The organism is Candidatus Tisiphia endosymbiont of Hybos culiciformis (assembly GCF_964030975.1).
In the GTDB taxonomy this organism is placed as follows: Bacteria; Pseudomonadota; Alphaproteobacteria; order Rickettsiales; family Rickettsiaceae; genus Tisiphia.
Genome location: NZ_CAXIQH010000001.1, coordinates 394018 through 408989, shown reverse-complemented (window position 1 = coordinate 408989; position 14972 = coordinate 394018). Strand labels below are relative to the sequence as shown.

Below are 14972 nucleotides of genomic sequence, written 5' to 3'. Positions count from 1 at the left end.
ATGACTTCCGGAGTTTTTATTCTTAATTCTCAAGGGGTCAATTTTTATTACAATAGAGGGTCAAAAGCTCATTACAATTTACAGTGGAGATTTTTGCTGAATATGCTGAGTCTGATAATTCTCAACTTCAGCATCAGATACAAGACTATGGTTATTGCTTACAGCAGCAATATGACTATGTGAAATTTTTCTCTACTGTCTGTAAAGCCGAATTACCTGATCATACAAAGATTGCTGAGTTAATAACAGCTTGCCACACTAAAGTAACAGAGAATCTTGAGTATCAAGTTAGTAGTTTGAAGATTGATGAGGAGCAATCTGACCCAGCTTATTATCATAAAGCTATAAAATATCTGGCAAATTACCAAGACTCTCCTGCCTGTAAGAATCTTAAGGCTATAGCCTATAGTTGCTTAGCTAGTATTGCTGAGAAGGATGGGGCTGAGGAATCACCATTGGTTTACTATGCAAAAGCTATAGATGCCAATATCTATCAACCAAAGATATATGAGAAACTCGGGCAGTTTTTTTTAAACAAGGGTGAATATGCTAAGGCGATTGGCTGCTATAAAGTAATTAATAATGCATGTAAGATAAAAGTATGTTTTAAAAAATGGCTAAAACAAGATCAAGAGAATCCTGATATAATGCTCAAGCAAGCTGAGTATTTTGAGTCTGTAGGTTTATTTGAGCAAGCCAAAAAATATTATCTCAACGCATGTGGTCTAAGTCATGATAATACTTTTAAGGCTGCAGCTTTAAAGAAAATTGGTAATATTATGGTTAATACTGCTACTCAGGGGCAAGATTTTATCACCAGAGGGGAGGAGCATGATTTTTACAATTTTCCCTTGGTAGATAGACCATTTATTGATAATCTGCTTGGCGAAATAGATTTAACAAATAATTTGTACTGCTAAAAGATGGCAAAGCAGTTTTGCTGCAAGTATATTTTGTATTTGTTAGTTCCTAAAATAACTAGGCTTTAAAGTAATCCGTAGAAGTTCCAATCTAAACTGGTTTAAGGTTTGTAATATGTACCATACGCCCCTCCAGTTAGAACTTGTCTGCAAACTAAAATCAAGGTATGGTGAAATATAAATAGTTTTAAAAAGGAATATTATGAAATCTGTAGTAACTTTAGCAAACGAACAATACTCGGCAGAACGTGATAGACGTGAGAAACGTGAAAAACAAGCAAAATATGACAAGAAGTGGGCAAATATTCGTGCAAATAGTGAACAGCATTATTATAAAAAACCGCTCTACAATAAAAAACCTTACAGTTGGGAAAAAGGGAAGACAGATGCTAAAAATATAGAGCTTTTAACCGAAATTACAAATCTTATGGAGTCTTGTAATAAAGGCTTAGTTTCAGCTAATGTGAGCTATATATTTGAGATATACAATAAGCGATATGAAAAACTTCATGCTAAACACAATAAGTCTGAAAAAGAACTGCAAAAAGAAACAAAGCTATTAGAAAAAATACTTTATAGAATAAAATATGATAATGGAAAGCTCAATGATGATAATGAGAATCTTTGTTGCTGTATAGCAAAAACGCTATGTGTTGTTTTACTTATTGATCCATTTCTATACATAGGTCTTTCGGTAGAAGATTCTATCGGAGTATGGAAAAATCGGCTATTTGGTTCAAATGACATACGATTAGGAGAGAATTTTTCTTGGTTAGTTAATAATTTTACTATTGAGGAATCACAGCCAAGTTCGAGTACTCATTTAATGCCAGGTAAAATTATTTCTAAATTACCGGCAACCACTACTATTGTTACTACGGCTATTGTAGAAAACAATAGAACTCAGGATGAACATCCTTCTACTAGTAGTGGGCTTAAAGGTCTCGGATATACTAACTGGGGAAAGGCTATTGAAATTAAGGGAGATGATCAAGCTCGTGGTATAATGTACGAGAAGATGATACCTACTTCTATATGCTTTAAGGTAAATAGTAACAATATAGTAAAAATTGAACAATACAGATCAATTATGCTACCTGATAGTCTAAAAGGTGAAACTACGCTTCAACTAGCTTGTAGTAAGCCAAATGGTATTAGAATGGCAGCAGAAGATGCAGCATATTTAGTAATTAATTATGATCATAGTGGTAAACTAGAAAAAATGACCGTACCCAATACTCCAAAGCTTTCTACTAATCCCGATTGGCCTGTTTTAACTGTTTATCATGGTAAAGTATGTAGTCTACCAGTAAGTAGTGGGACTTATAATTGGATTGTGCAAAAAATACAAGAAAATCATGGAAATGTGGTGATTGGTCATACGGAAGACTATCATTTAGATTACTTTGGTACATAAGAATATAACAAAGAAATACATAGTAGTAGGTATGATATTTTTATCGAGTCTATAATATAGATTGTGTGTGAGCCAAGAAAAGGTGCATTAGTCTTACAGGTGAAAGTTCTGTTATGGAAGGAGAAGCTAGCTCCACCATATAGCGAGTCTTGCACTGCTGAAGGTAACAACAGTGGTGAAGCGTAGACAGCGAAACATTCGAGCCGAAACCAAATGGTGAACGTGATAGCCCCGAAATTTTTGTGGTAGTGGGAGTCGATGTGTTACACAGCATAGTAGACAAAAGAAAACAGGAGGTCAACCTAGCAAATCCAAAAGTTTTCAACCACCGGGGTCTCAGGCGTTAGCGAGTTTGTAGAGATTAATGACACAACTTGGGAAGTCCCTATAACTCTTACTGTAAGGTAAGTATTCAAAGTACAAATGCCAAAACATAAGGCTTTGGAGATGGTGTAAGGATGGCTGAGTCAGTTGTAGTAGTGATGAAACTCCGTAATGGGAGTGGAGCGAAGGGCTGGCAGAAAGGTAATACTAATTATACCTTGTTAATTCTATATTGAAAGATAATTAGTATTAGAGTCTATATATTAAGCACTAGTAAATATTATTTATTTCTTGTATTACTGGGTAATCCATATATAATGAACAGATATTTATATCCGTTTGTTACGGATATAGGTTTTTCTTCTACTTTTTTAAAATATTCAATAGGTAACATTATGAAGAGCAGAGATTATGACAAGGGTAGAGACTACATTGTTAATCTTTCAAAAGATTCCCAGAGATTAGTATTGTTAAAATTGTTAGACTATGCTTTTATTGAACCAAAAAGCTTGAACATTTTGAAATCCTTATTCCCACAGCCAAAAGAATATTTTAAACCTGAAGAATTATCTCAAACAATGGATAACAGTACGGTAAAGCAAAATATTCTGAATATTGTTAAAAAGCATTTTTATTCTGTTACCAAAAATAATCAAGATAATCTAATAAATATCTTACAATATTTATTCTCAGATAATAAATTAAACATTAAAGATTTTTTATTAGATAATTTTATTAGTTTTAATAAAATTCTAGTTAATTTATTTGCAACTGGTGGCAAAGGTAAATTAATAGAATATTTATTGGAACATAAAACCAACGAAGAATTTACTTTTAAAGACGCTTTAACTGAGAAGACCATAAAATATGAAGGTAATAATTACAGCCTATATGATATTTTTAGTGAAAATTTTCCTAAAAAATTACAACAAAATTTAAAAACCATACAGAAATCAACTCTAGACAATGGGTGTAAACCTTCTGTGCAACGATATTATCAAAATGAAGTAACAGAATATCTAGCTAAGCTTAAAGGAGCTTGTATCTTTGAAAATAAATTCATTGAATTATTCTACACATTATTTGATTTCAGTAATCAAAATAATGTAAAACTATTTTTAAATAAATTTTCTGATCTTTTTAAGAACATCAATCGGAATGACGATCAAAAGGTATGCCAATTTAATTCTATTAATAATGTTTTTAATCAGAGTTTTCTATATAATTGCGATATATCAGAACGAATTACATTTTTTGCATTTCGTTGCAGTTTAGATAAAGAAGATAAAGATTGTGTTTTATCATTAAAGATTCAAAAAGATATTCAAATATTAATTAACCATAAAATTATTGGCGCTAAAGATTTTGCCTTACAAAAAGAAGCCACAAAATTTTTATTTTACCAAACTAACGAAGGAATCGAAAATACTTATAACATTTTATCGGAGAACGCTGATAAGATTAAAGACGGTTCCATTATATTAGCGAAGATATTAGTTAATTACACAACATTACCCATAAACAAAGTCCAAGTATATAATAAATTAAGTGCTAATCTCTTGAATACAACTGGAAAATATAATTTTGAGTTAATAGATTCTTATACTAAAAATGCCATTTCATTAATAGAAGAAAACATAGGGGAATTAAACACTGAACAGATAGAACAACAGAATAATGTAACTATCAATGCTATCAGAAATGCTTACTGGAATAGGGGCTCATATTATACTAAATTTGGTAATAATATTGAAGCTATCAAATATCATTTACAATATCTAAAATTGATAAATAAACGAGATATTTGGGATCATATAGAAGATATTAAAATGATTATTAATAATTTTAATAATCATCCAGAATTTTCAACAGAAATAGATCAGATATTTAATATTTTGTCTACAAAACAAGAGGATGAAAATCTTAATCAAACGTTAGATCAGAGACGAGAATTATTTAATAACATTATAAAAAGCAAGATTACCAGAAATAATGTGCAGGAGCATCTGGAACAAATTAATAAATTACAATCTTCTAACACTATTAAATCTGTAGCTCTAGAAGTTTGTAAAAATATATTAGTTTCATTGGTAGCTCAAGATGAACAAAAATTAACCATAGTCTTTAGTACCTCGTATTTAAATTTATCTTATGAAGAAGGAAGAAAACATTTTTCTTTGGACGCACAGGATAGTACAGATTTAGTACAAGCTGTCATATTCTTTATAAAACATCAAAAATTTCAAGTCGCAGCTGAATATCTTTGCAAAGCAGAGACTAGATATGAAAGTATGAAGCAAACTTTTAGCAAATTAAATACAGCATTTAGCAATTTACATCTGGAATTAGCCTTAAATTTTATAGCACAAGATATTAAGTCACATAAATCTATTATAGAAAAACATCTTGCTCTCGCTGAAAAACTAAGCCCCGACTTAGATATACAATCGTATTATCTCGTTTTTAATATTCTACTTGGCGAAATAAATGAAGAACAAATTGAAAAACAAATTCAACAGAATCCAGAAATACAAGATTTAGTTGATGAAGAAATCAAGGAGTGTGTAGCTGACAACAAGAACTTGCATCAATCTAGTAATCTACCTACAGTATCAGAGCCAGTAGATAAAGTGGCAATATACCAAAAAGCTGCTCATAAGTTTTATCAAGAGCAGAAAAGAAAGTTAGATAATCATTTTAACCTTAATAAACAAGACTATTTTTCCTGGAAAGTTGGTGACAAAGTATACTCTACTAAAAATAGTGAAATTGCTGATCTAGGATATGGTAAATATTGTATTATTGATGATAAATTAAAAGGCCTGCAACAATATGAGTTTTATAAAAAAGCTATGGAGAAAGGCTATGTCAATAAATCGTTTGATCAAAATGGCATCAAACATGTTGGCAGTACTTATGAGGTTAAAATTTGTACACAGGATGGTAGATTACATAACAATAATGTTTGTTATATTAATCCAGAAGGGAAAAAACTCATTATTTTTGTTAAGCAAGCAAATCATTCTGACATAAAAGAACTTTTCTCCACATCTGTAAAGAATATAATGGTTGACTCAGATTATTTATCAGAGCATCAAGAAGACAATAAACCGCAACAAAGTCTTGATATATATCCTGATTACGACCCAAATGACTTTAACGTTGATTGTCTAGGGGAAGAGGAAGGGAATTAGCAACATTTATGTAGGAATGTGGCATAAGGCTGTATCCCTGTAGATATAAGGCTTCCAGAGACTAGTTTTTTTGATTTCTTCTAAAAATCTTTGGGTCTATCAGAAAGATTGTGTGTGTGCCAAGAAAAGGTGCATTAGTCTTACAGGTGAAAGTCCTGTTATGGAAGGAGAAGCTAGCTCCACCATATAGCGAGTCTTGCACTGCTGAAGGTAACAACAGTGGTGAAGCGTAGACAGCGAAACATTCGAGCCGAAACCAAATGGTGAACGTAATAGCCCCGAAATTTTATTGGTAGTGGAAGCTGATGTTCTACACAAGACAGCAAGCAACAGAAAACTAGAGGTCAACCTAGCAAATCCAAAAGTTTTCAACCACCGGGGTCTCAGGCGTTAGCGAGTTTGTAGAGATTAATGACACAACTTGGGAAGTCCCTATAACTCTTACTGTAAGGTAAGTATCCAAAGTACAAGTGCCAAAACATAAGGCTTTGGAGATGGTGTAAGGATGGCTGAGTCAGTTGTAGTGTATACTTGCAGCAAAACTGCATAACTCTATCTAATTTTGGCTCTGTCCAGAAAAGTGTGTAAATTTCGAGATAGGTTATATATAAAAATATAACAAAAAAGGAAATTACATGAATAAAAAAACTAATGAATCAATAAAGCAAGCAGTAGATTTATTAATAGATAATGATACAGATGTAAGCACAATACTGAAAGAAGGAGGTTTATTAAAAGAATTAACCAAACGTTTAATAGAGAAGGCACTGCAGTCAGAATTGAATAATCATCTAGGCTATGATAAATACAGTCGTGTAGATAATGATAATACTCGTAATGGTATAACTAGCAAAAAACTGATCTCCGAACATGGAGCGGTTGAGATAGAAGTACCAAGAGATAGGCGTAGTACCTTTGAACCAGCAATACTACCGAAAAGACAAAAACGTTTTGATGGTTTTGATGATAAAGTCTTATCATTATATGCTAAAGGTATGAGTGTATCTGATATTAAGGTTCAATTACAAGAGTTGTATAGTGTTGAAATAAGTGAGAGTTTAATCAGTCAGATCACCGATGATGTAATGGATGATGTAAAAGCTTGGCAGAGTAGACCGTTAGAAGAGATATATCCGATAGTATTTTTTGATTGTTTAGTAGTAAAAGTTAGGCAAGACAAAAGGATAATTAACAAGGCAATATATGTTGCATTAGGGATTGATTTATCTGGTAGAAAAGATATATTGGGATTATGGATCAGTGAAAATGAAGGGGCAAAATTTTGGCTTGGTAATTTTACTGAAATGAAAAATAGAGGATTAAAGGATATACTGATTGCCTGTAGTGATAATCTTACTGGTATGTCTGAGGCGATAGAAGCAGTTTATCCAAAAACAGAACATCAATTATGTATTGTACATCAGATTAGAAATAGTTTAAAATACGTATCATATAAAGATAGGAAGCAGGTGGCTAGCGATTTAAAGCCGATATATACTGCAGCAACGGAAGAACAAGCACATTTAGCTTTAGTATATTTTGAAGAAAAATGGAATAAACAATATCCACAAATTGCCAAATCATGGTATAATCATTGGGATAATTTAATGATTTTTCTAGGATATCCAGAGGCAATTAGAAAGGTAATTTATACCACTAATTCAGTTGAATCTGTTAATAGTCAATTGCGTAAAGTAACAAATAATAAGCGTGTTTTCCCTAGTGATAGTGCTGTTTTTAAAAGCTTATATTTGACAATTGACTATATGACCAAAAAATGGACTATGCCTATTCCCAACTGGAATGAAGCTATGGCTCATTTGATGATCAAATTTGAAGATAGGCTTAACAAAATTTAATGACCTATTTTGGAAATTTACACACTTTTCTGGACAGAGCCGCGTAAAGTAACAAATAATAAGCGTGTTTTCCCTAGTGATAGTGCTGTTTTTAAAAGCTTATATTTGACAATTGACTATATGACCAAAAAATGGACTATGCCTATTCCCAACTGGAATGAAGCTATGGCTCATTTGATGATCAAATTTGAAGATAGGCTTAACAAAATTTAATGACCTATTTTGGAAATTTACACACTTTTCTGGACAGAGCCAGTTTCGACACCAAAATCACCAACTAGATTGACTTATGTAGGAAGTCTATTGTTTTTTATCATAAGCGATTTTGTACAATTGTTCCCTACGTTTAACAGCTTGCTCATGTCCCGTATGATCTTTACTCTTTAATTTTACCACAAACTCGGGGTCAGATTCAAGTTTTTCTATCTCTGCTAATGCCCCGTCCCTACTGTTAATTGCTGGTAGCTCTTTACCAGTTACTAACGAGTCGGATTTTAAGGTTTCACCGACTTTAACTAATAAATCAACTAAAGCTGGTGAGTAATGTGAGTCTTCAATTAATTTAGCCAGTTCTTTAGTGCCAAACTTAGATAAGGCTGCCTGCATCACTGTCATTTTACTGTCAAAACCTTCACCATAATTGTCTTTCAGCCAACCAATGTGAGAGTGACGTGTTTGCTCAATATCATTTTGTTGCTGTTTTTGCAAATCCTGCGAAAAACCATACAAAGAATTAAGCAACTTCTCACCTTGTCTTTTAGACAGCCCGCTTTGGTAAAACATATCCTCATAACGCGTTAAATATTCTTCATCTTCTTTGGAGCGTTTATCAGTATATCTCTTATCTTCAGGCAATCCCAAGCGACTATAGAATTTATGCCACTCTTCATCAGAGCTGTCATCTTTTGGCACGGTAACTCGCTGATTCAAGCTCTTCTCTGCTTCCAAATAGCTCTGAGCTAAAGATGATACATCCTTGAATTTACCCAGTGACTCAGCTTTACGTATTTCCTCAGGCATATTAGTTAGCCAATCGTTACCAGAAGTAGCAGGGCTAGTTTCATAGTTATTAGCAGTTACTTCTTTGCTCATAGGTTATTCTTCTTTTGAATTTTCTAGTTCTTCTTTTAACACTTTTATTTCTTCAATGGTTAGTTTTGTATATTTAGCTATTTTTTCTATTGGTTCATTATCAATTAACATTTCTTTTGTTGTGGTTATAGCTCTTTTTTCTTCACCTCTAGCTTCGCCTATAGCTTCACCTTCAGCTTTGCCTTCCTTAAAACGTTCTTCTAGTGCAATATCTTCCGCATCTTCCTGCAATTTGCACCTTACATATAAGTCGTATTCTTCTGAGGTTAGTCCATGCATCTCGATAACATGGTATGCCTCTAATACTTTACTGCTCTTTATTCCTGCAGGGGGAGTATTTTCTTTTGTTGCATATTTGAATAGATGTAACCACTCATCTGCTATACTCAATAATGGTTGCTTAATATCTTGAAATTTTTTAAGTTCTATAAATACATATGATATATCAAATATGTGTTGTTGTTTCTTAGTTGTTGTCTCAATAACTTTATGAAAATTTATATATGGTACTTCTTCAGCAAATATTTTTGATTTCATTAATGAAATTACTACTATCGGCAATAAATCATCGTGCGTCACTCCTTCTGTAAGTTGTTGAACATATGAATGAGCAGAATAATATTGTAGTCTTTTTAAATAATCACGTTCATTTCTTTTCTGCATTTCAATAATGTACCAGTGACCTGATTCATCTTTAACTTTCAAATCAAATACACTTTTCTTTCCTTGAGAAATCCTAGGTAACTGCTCTGGTGAAAGAAAATTGATTTCCTTAATTCTGTGCTTTTCAGGTAAATTAAGAATACTGTTAAGAAATTCTTTTAGCCTATCCAAATCACTAAAAATTTTCTTAAATAGACTATCATTTGTTGGGTCTAAATATTTTTGCATATCAATTACTCCCTTCTATATTATTAACTCCATCATCTTCTGAAACTTGTGAGCATATATATAGGAACAAAGCTCGATGCCCTTCCAGAAAGGCAGTGTAATCACTTTCTTGCCTAACAAAATTGCTGCGATATATACCACTCATTTGAGCTAAATCCTCTAATACTATCTTACCATCTTCTCCACTAAAAAGCTTGCAATAAATTGATTTTAATTGCTCTTTTGTTAGTAAATTTGGTGGGGATGAGGAGTTAATTGATAGTTTCATTTATTCTTCCTTACCCTTGTATCTGTTGTTGCTGCTGTTGTAATTGTTGCATTTGCATCATCTTACGTTGTTGTCTGATTTGTAATACTTCTTGCTCGTTCTTAAGGATTGAACTTGGGGCCCCTCGTAGCTCAAAAAATAGTTTAAAACATTCATCCCAGTTGATATTATCATAAATCTCAGGAAAAAAGTTACTGATACCACTTCGTTGGAAGAAACCTAATACTTGCTCAACGCTGGATATTGCTGATGTTTTCTGTGCCTTGGATAGTGGTGAAACATATTCAAGCTCTATCTCGGGCAGGCTATTTGCTCCCTCTAAGATTGGTACTCTGTTATATTTGATTAGCGTTTGATATATTGCCATGATTAACGGATTTAACAGCTCACTCTCAATTCTACCAACCATCGGGGACATTAAACGGTACTGTTCCTCTGTCCTAATTTGTACCTCGGTAGCAGTCATTTCTTTGTTTTCCTTTTGCATCCTGAATATATCGATATAGAATGCCTTATATATGGCATCCCGGCATTGATTTTGTTCGATCTCAGTAGGCAAGATATTTTCCATACCAGTTAGTGGTATTATTTTATCTGCCATACCATTACGGTAAAAATTAACACTGCCTGGCGTAGTATAGAGCGGTAAGTAATATCCGTCTTTTGGTACTAATAATGGTGGGTCTAGCTGTTTTTGGGCTACTTTTAGGGTGATTTGTCTTAAACTATTTAACAACTTAATATCAGGTAGTACATGATGAGCCGGAGCATAGCCATATACTTCGCCTTCTTCTTTTACCCACCGCGTGACAAAAAATGGGAAATAAGAATAGCCCGATTGACTGATAATTTTTCGCTCAGCTAAATAGATATATTCTGAACTATACTCTAATGTTGATGAGCTAGATGTTGAGGGGCTAGCTGCCGTTGATTTTCTGCCTTTATTTTTCTGATTTTGAGCTTGTGGGCTAACTATATGCAATATTTCTACTATTTCATCAGGATTTTTGGCTAGCCTTTCCTTGAAAGGGGCAAAGTCTTCCCATTTAGCTGATGCCGATTTTATCGGCATGCTAAAGAGTCGGTACATTGTCTTAACAAAACCAAACTTGTCCTCTTCAAAATAACATTCTTGTAAATTAATATTACGAAAGAACAGAGTTTGTGCTAATTCTAAATCTTCTTCAACATAGAATATCGCAGTACCAAAGGCTGATAAATTCAAAAAAAACTGATGAATCTGATTATAAAAATTAGAAGCCGGATTATTAAATATATCCATTAGAGTTTTTTCTAGCATTTGAGCTAGCATGTTACGTTCAGTGGTGGTTAAATATTCCTGCTGCTCGTCATTTTCAGCGACTATAGTAAGGTTAAACCAGTTCATTGCTGGGTTTACCAACAAGCTTTGTAAACCTGATGCTAATTGCTCTCTTGACCAAATAGAAGTTGAATCAAATATTACTTTATTACTCTCAGTTTGTGGGCATACATATTTCTTCAGCTCATCCCATATATGATGCCATTTCTCCCTCTTGCTCTTGAGACTGTCAAAATATTCAATTTTTTTGTTTAAATCATTATCAGCCATATGCTGTTACCATATTACGTGTGTTTGTGTTTGGATTTATGGTTGAGTTTGGGTTTAAATATGGTTCGCCAAGCTTCTTTGACACTTTCTTGAGCTTCTTGATAAATTCGTTATCATATAACACCTCGTAGTTATATTTCTTGCCACTAGCTGCAGTCATGCTAGGCAAACCAAGGGTTAACCCTTCAATATCTTTAAGTGATACTATCTTGCCCAGAGATTCAGATAATTGCGGTAAATCTTGTAGTCTAGGTACTGACCTCATGTTAAAATGCTCCACTGCTTGTTTTAACCCTCCAGGCTCAGATATCGGCATTTTTTCTAGTCCTGATCTACCATATCTTGCCATTTGGTCTAAATTGCCTGACATACCATCATATTGATGGTTATTAGCAACATTAACTGTTTCAAAGTTTCCCAGTTTATTAGCAATATTTGATGTGTTCATATAATGACCAATACCAACTAACCCTGAACCTGTCCCAGCAGCTATTCCTGCTCCGAGTCCTCCGAATCCTGCGAGTCCCATAGTAGCTCCAAAAGTTAAGGCACCAAGAACTCCCCCCTGTACCAAACCAGTGTTTTCAGCTGATGTCTCATATTTCCCAATCCGCCACTTTACATCATGAGCATAACTATCCAACTGCTTTCGAGCAGATGAGCTATAATCATTTATAGTTATGCTCATAGGATTAGGTGATAAAGAACATAACGATTGTAAGTTGTCATTCCCGCGAAGGCGGGAATCTAGATACCTGCTTTCGCAGGTATGACACAAAGTTTGTATCACCTAATTCAATAGGTTTCACTATAGTGGTATTGTTGCCCTTCTAGAGAACGTAAACCCTGCATCGATTGCTGTATTTCGCCAGATAGATTATTGATAGTAGTTTGTGCTTCATGAGCATAATTATTATAGCGAATGCGTGATTCTTCATAGTTACGCTTGTGCCTTGCTAAATCAGCACCAGTAAGATACCTGACACCAGGAATCTTAGTAATACCCCTAATAATACCCTTAGAAACAGTATCGCTACAATAGGCTCCAACACACCCTGCACTTACAGCTAGGGCTGCTAACAATGGAAGCATTATACTACCTCATCCATATTATAGTTGTTTATATTTATACTACTTCCGCCCATCCTACTTACCTCTCCAAAGCATTATAATCATTCACCACTTTACGATATTGTGATATATTATATTGTGATTGCTGTTGCTCATTACCAGTTTTAACGTCCATCGCTAAATAACAAAAGCTCTCGGTTATATCAGTAGCTCTCGAGGAGCTAGAATGCACGCCCCTTTTAGTAGCATCAAACTCATAGAGACCGTTAATACCACGCTGACATTTCTCGGCATCTATTCGACACCTACCTAGCAAACTTCTTACTTTAGTTATCATCTCTTCCCGTAAATATTTCCTACCAATAGCAAATGGTGAAAAGCCTACTTTTTCTGCTATTTCATTAGCTTGTTGTAACCGAGTATCCAAAGTCGGCATTTGTCTTCGGCTCATATCATGGGGCAATACGTTACGCCCATATTGATAGGGTCTAGTTCTTAAATGATTAAGATAAAACTCTAAATCTTTACCCCTATTCATATAAAAATCGATAATATCGACATAGTCTTGTTTTTCTTGAACAAACCAAATCACCGTATAATCAACAATACCTATATCCCAATAAGTATTAACCTGATAGCTTGCATCAAATGGCACATAGCCAATACGCCCCTGACTTTCAGCCAGCCGTAATTGTTCAACAAAAGTACCACCCTGATCAGCTCTCTTGTAACGATAGGCAGCAAAGTCACAATAAAACTCTCTTTGAATCTCTTCATTAGTCATATCAACAGAGACTAACTTGTTTTTATCGACTAGTGGCTGTCCCTCATTATCGGTAGTATCTTCAATAGTTTTTATTTGGCAAAATACTTCCGGATTATCTTGGTATTTCCGGTATAATTCTTCACCATGTGTTAGTTTTGGATTATCGGAAGGAGTATATAAATAAAGCAACCAGCCATTATTACGAATTACCATCGGCTCTATAACACAGCTCATAGCTCGTGGATCATGGTAAGAATACTCTGAGATAACTGCTCCCTTAATACCACTACCCCTGATAGTAGCATAACGATCACTACCGACAAACTGAATCACTGAGCCATTTTTAAATAATATCCGTTGCTTATATTGCTGACTACGAGCAATAATCCCTTTAGGGATAAATGACATATAAGGACGCCCTGATAGTGTCATACCATCCCATATACTCATTTTAGCTTGATTATAGGTAGGATAAACATACCAATAAATGCCAACTTCCCGAATGGCACTAGCAGTGATCCAATTAATACCCATAATATCCTTACCAGCTCTTCTATGCCAAATTGCTATAGCTTTCTTCCCACCAGAGTATAAATATCTCCACAAAGGTAGCTGGAATGGATAGGGTGACCAATCCACCGGAAATTTAAGACTTTTAGAAATAGGGCTAGGAAGCTCTTTGCTGGCTTTAGCTTTACTAGTAGTTTTCATCACTCTGGGCTTACCGCCCTTTGGCAATTGCGTATTCTGCTTCATATGATTCTATTTCAAAATTAGCTACATCTATCATTTTTGACATTTCTTGGGCTTTGGTTACCTGTTCACCTTCATCACTATTTTTCCTATGGTAACTATAGTGAAACCTATTGAATTAGGTGATACAAACTTTGTGTCATACCTGCGAAAGCAGGTATCTAGATTCCCGCTTACGCGGGAATGACAACTTACAATAGTTATGTTCTTTATCACCTAATCCTATAGGTATAACTATAGTATCATTTTTCCTCGTTTGATATTTCTGCGAATTAGCTTTAAGATATTCCAGCAACGACTTAGAACAATATTTTTTCTTAGTAGCAATTGCCTGATTATCCTTGTTATAAGTCACTTCTTCATAACCGTTAATTGCTCTGTCATATAACACCCCTTCTGCTCTATCTACCGCAATGGCTAAAGCTAAATTGACGCATTTGGCTAGATATTTATCGCTATTAATAATCCGGTGTAATCTAAGTGGTGAGATACAACCAGCCTTCTTAGCTGCAATAACAATGTTACCATGTTCACAAAGATATAATAGGAAATTAGAGATATCCTCTATTGAACCAAACTTACTGATGGTACTGGATGATATCTTTGCTAAATATTTTTCGAACAAACCATAATTTTTAATCATATAGAACTCTTTAAAAATCCCTTGTAATAACCTCTATTATACCTGATTTTCAGGTTTTTTACTACTTGAAAAATAAAAACTAAAAAAGTGAAATTTTTAATAACAAGTGATTAATTACCTCAAAAAAAATTTCGCGAAACGCCCCCCTATACCCCATTTTGTGCCACAGACACCCCCCGGGTG

At 34.1% G+C, this 14972-nt stretch carries 15 protein-coding genes and 1 pseudogene; 7 read left to right on the top strand and 9 right to left on the bottom strand.

Annotated elements, in window-relative coordinates:
* Positions 1-83: 83 nt before the first annotated feature.
* The 6 genes and pseudogenes from ACQH2P_RS02185 to ACQH2P_RS02160 all read left to right on the top strand — a co-directional run.
* Positions 84-920, top strand: a complete 837-nt coding sequence (locus tag ACQH2P_RS02185; RefSeq protein WP_425362808.1) for a tetratricopeptide repeat protein — start codon at positions 84-86, stop codon at positions 918-920.
* Between the two features lie 202 nt (positions 921-1122).
* Positions 1123-2337, top strand: coding sequence for a hypothetical protein (locus tag ACQH2P_RS02180; protein WP_425362807.1), 1215 nt, complete (start codon positions 1123-1125; stop codon positions 2335-2337).
* Between the two features lie 63 nt (positions 2338-2400).
* Entirely contained in the window at positions 2401-2523 is a 123-nt protein-coding gene (locus tag ACQH2P_RS02175; RefSeq protein ID WP_425362806.1) for a hypothetical protein, read from the top strand.
* 455 nt (positions 2524-2978) lie between these two features.
* Entirely contained in the window at positions 2979-5855 is a 2877-nt protein-coding gene (locus tag ACQH2P_RS02170) for a hypothetical protein (RefSeq protein WP_425362805.1), read from the top strand.
* Positions 5856-6490: 635 nt separating this feature from the next.
* The gene (locus tag ACQH2P_RS02165; protein ID WP_425362804.1) at positions 6491-7714 is read left to right on the top strand and encodes an IS256 family transposase; all 1224 of its coding nucleotides are present in this window, start codon (positions 6491-6493) and stop codon (positions 7712-7714) included.
* A 42-nt stretch (positions 7715-7756) separates the two neighbouring features.
* A pseudogene (locus ACQH2P_RS02160) lies at positions 7757-7927 on the top strand (IS256 family transposase); the annotation flags it as partial.
* 87 nt (positions 7928-8014) lie between these two features.
* Here the strand turns inward: ACQH2P_RS02160 and ACQH2P_RS02155 are convergent.
* Genes ACQH2P_RS02155 through ACQH2P_RS02135 form a run of 5 tightly spaced genes read right to left on the bottom strand, consistent with a single transcriptional unit; the run spans position 8015 to position 12244 of the window.
* Positions 8015-8806: a hypothetical protein gene (locus tag ACQH2P_RS02155; RefSeq protein WP_425362786.1), complete on the bottom strand. Its 792-nt coding sequence runs from the start codon at positions 8804-8806 to the stop codon at positions 8015-8017.
* Between the two features lie 3 nt (positions 8807-8809).
* On the bottom strand, positions 8810-9697 hold the full coding sequence (locus ACQH2P_RS02150; RefSeq protein ID WP_425362803.1) for an Rpn family recombination-promoting nuclease/putative transposase: 888 nt from the start codon (positions 9695-9697) through the stop codon (positions 8810-8812).
* Position 9698: 1 nt separating this feature from the next.
* Positions 9699-9965 carry a Bbp19 family protein gene (locus ACQH2P_RS02145; protein ID WP_425362802.1) on the bottom strand — a complete coding sequence of 89 codons (267 nt, stop codon included), beginning with the start codon at positions 9963-9965 and terminating at the stop codon, positions 9699-9701.
* Between the two features lie 10 nt (positions 9966-9975).
* On the bottom strand, positions 9976-11556 hold the full coding sequence (locus tag ACQH2P_RS02140; protein WP_425362801.1) for a portal protein: 1581 nt from the start codon (positions 11554-11556) through the stop codon (positions 9976-9978).
* Positions 11549-12244: a hypothetical protein gene (locus tag ACQH2P_RS02135; protein ID WP_425362800.1), complete on the bottom strand. Its 696-nt coding sequence runs from the start codon at positions 12242-12244 to the stop codon at positions 11549-11551. The genes ACQH2P_RS02140 and ACQH2P_RS02135 overlap by 8 nt, the downstream gene beginning before the upstream one ends.
* Positions 12245-12252: 8 nt before the next feature.
* On the opposite strand from ACQH2P_RS02135, the gene ACQH2P_RS02130 reads away from it, so the two are divergent.
* Entirely contained in the window at positions 12253-12390 is a 138-nt protein-coding gene (locus tag ACQH2P_RS02130) for a hypothetical protein (protein ID WP_425362799.1), read from the top strand.
* On the opposite strand, the gene ACQH2P_RS02125 is transcribed toward ACQH2P_RS02130, so the two are convergent.
* The 4 genes from ACQH2P_RS02125 to ACQH2P_RS02110 are packed head-to-tail and all read right to left on the bottom strand — an operon-like array spanning position 12352 to position 14789.
* Positions 12352-12648, bottom strand: a complete 297-nt coding sequence (locus ACQH2P_RS02125) for a hypothetical protein (RefSeq protein WP_425362798.1) — start codon at positions 12646-12648, stop codon at positions 12352-12354. The genes ACQH2P_RS02130 and ACQH2P_RS02125 overlap by 39 nt on opposite strands.
* A 58-nt stretch (positions 12649-12706) precedes the next feature.
* Positions 12707-14149 (bottom strand): hypothetical protein, encoded by a 1443-nt coding sequence (locus tag ACQH2P_RS02120; RefSeq protein WP_425362797.1) that lies wholly within the window; start codon positions 14147-14149, stop codon positions 12707-12709.
* A gap of 57 nt (positions 14150-14206) precedes the next feature.
* Positions 14207-14362 (bottom strand): hypothetical protein, encoded by a 156-nt coding sequence (locus ACQH2P_RS02115; protein ID WP_425362796.1) that lies wholly within the window; start codon positions 14360-14362, stop codon positions 14207-14209.
* Positions 14286-14789, bottom strand: a complete 504-nt coding sequence (locus ACQH2P_RS02110) for a hypothetical protein (protein WP_425362795.1) — start codon at positions 14787-14789, stop codon at positions 14286-14288. Before ACQH2P_RS02110 ends, ACQH2P_RS02115 begins: the two co-directional genes overlap by 77 nt.
* Positions 14790-14972: the final 183 nt, after the last annotated feature.

What these genes read in the sequence shown, in the direction of transcription:
- ACQH2P_RS02180 (WP_425362807.1), top strand. Translation starts at nt 1,123, where the DNA reads ATGAAATCTGTAGTAACTTTAGCAAACGAACAATACTCGGCAGAACGT.
- ACQH2P_RS02170 (WP_425362805.1), top strand. Translation starts at nt 2,979, where the DNA reads ATGAACAGATATTTATATCCGTTTGTTACGGATATAGGTTTTTCTTCT.
- ACQH2P_RS02165 (WP_425362804.1), top strand. Translation starts at nt 6,491, where the DNA reads ATGAATAAAAAAACTAATGAATCAATAAAGCAAGCAGTAGATTTATTA.
- ACQH2P_RS02155 (WP_425362786.1), bottom strand. Translation starts at nt 8,806, where the DNA reads ATGAGCAAAGAAGTAACTGCTAATAACTATGAAACTAGCCCTGCTACT.
- ACQH2P_RS02150 (WP_425362803.1), bottom strand. Translation starts at nt 9,697, where the DNA reads ATGCAAAAATATTTAGACCCAACAAATGATAGTCTATTTAAGAAAATT.
- ACQH2P_RS02145 (WP_425362802.1), bottom strand. Translation starts at nt 9,965, where the DNA reads ATGAAACTATCAATTAACTCCTCATCCCCACCAAATTTACTAACAAAA.
- ACQH2P_RS02140 (WP_425362801.1), bottom strand. Translation starts at nt 11,556, where the DNA reads ATGGCTGATAATGATTTAAACAAAAAAATTGAATATTTTGACAGTCTC.
- ACQH2P_RS02135 (WP_425362800.1), bottom strand. Translation starts at nt 12,244, where the DNA reads ATGAGCATAACTATAAATGATTATAGCTCATCTGCTCGAAAGCAGTTG.
- ACQH2P_RS02125 (WP_425362798.1), bottom strand. Translation starts at nt 12,648, where the DNA reads ATGCTTCCATTGTTAGCAGCCCTAGCTGTAAGTGCAGGGTGTGTTGGA.
- ACQH2P_RS02120 (WP_425362797.1), bottom strand. Translation starts at nt 14,149, where the DNA reads ATGAAGCAGAATACGCAATTGCCAAAGGGCGGTAAGCCCAGAGTGATG.
- ACQH2P_RS02110 (WP_425362795.1), bottom strand. Translation starts at nt 14,789, where the DNA reads ATGATTAAAAATTATGGTTTGTTCGAAAAATATTTAGCAAAGATATCA.